General features: G+C 69.8%; 2 protein-coding genes. Both read right to left on the bottom strand.

What is annotated here, in order from left to right; translation table 11 throughout:
• Positions 1–4: 4 nt before the first annotated feature.
• Positions 5–370 (bottom strand): helix-turn-helix transcriptional regulator, encoded by a 366-nt coding sequence (locus LPA54_RS33020; protein ID WP_093766058.1) that lies wholly within the window; start codon positions 368–370, stop codon positions 5–7.
• Positions 371–573: 203 nt separating this feature from the next.
• On the bottom strand, positions 574–939 hold the full coding sequence (locus tag LPA54_RS33015; protein WP_228984429.1) for a hypothetical protein: 366 nt from the start codon (positions 937–939) through the stop codon (positions 574–576).
• Positions 940–941 lie beyond the last annotated feature (2 nt).

Raw genomic sequence — 941 nt, 5'->3', positions numbered from 1 at the left:
CGCCCTACTCCTGCCCGCCCCCGGGCGCCGACGGCACCGGCACGTCCACCTGCCGCAGCTCCGCGAGGAGTTCGCTCTGCCCGGCCAGCAGCTCCGTGAGGATCCGCCGGGCCGCGCGGAGCAGTTCGGCTACGTCGCCGCCGGCGAGGGCGTACGTCACGGTGGAACCCTCCCGTATGGAGACGACGATGCCGGACCGGCGCAGTACCGCCAACTGCTGGGAGAGGCTGGACGGTTCGATGTCGATGTCGGCGAGCAGGTCCCGCACCGGCACCGGCCCGTGCTGCAACAGCTCCAGCACCCGGATGCGCACCGGGTGCCCCAGCATCCGGAAGAACTCTGCCTTGGCCTGGTAGAGGGGGACTTGCATGGGTGCGCGCTCCCTGCCGCGTCGGGGATGTTCTCCGGAACGCGGCGGCGCCCTGGGCGGGCGCCGCCGCACGATGTGCCGTCCTTCGCCGCCGATCCTTGTGGCCCGGCGTGACGCGCGCCCACGGCTTGGGGCCATGTTCATGTCGCGACTTGAAGAAGTCTTCACATCATGGGCGCGCGTCGGCCGGGGTGCGGGGCGGTTCACACTTCCAGCTGTTCCTCGACCCGCCTGAGCTGGTGGCGGGCCATCGCCAGGTTCGAACGGGACTTGTCCAGCACGAGGTACAGGAACAGGCCGTTGCCGCTGCGGCCGGTGACCAGCCGGATCAGGTGGTACTGGGACTCCAGGGTGATGAGGATGTCCTCGATCTGCCCGGTGAGCCCCAGCAGTTCCATCGTGCGCACCTTGGCGCGGATCACATCGGTGTTGCCGGCCGCCGCGACGGTCAGGTCCAGGTCCTTCCCCCCTCCCAGCGTCCCCAGCGCCATGCCGCTCGAGTAGTCGACGACGGCCGCACCCAGGGCCCCCTCGACGCTGGTCATCATGTCCTTCATCGACACTTCCACAG

This window comes from Streptomyces sp. DH12 (genome assembly GCF_020873895.1).
In the GTDB taxonomy this organism is placed as follows: Bacteria; Actinomycetota; Actinomycetes; order Streptomycetales; family Streptomycetaceae; genus Streptomyces.
The sequence above is the reverse complement of the archived record's forward strand: the minus strand, read 5'-3'. Positions and strand labels throughout refer to the sequence as shown.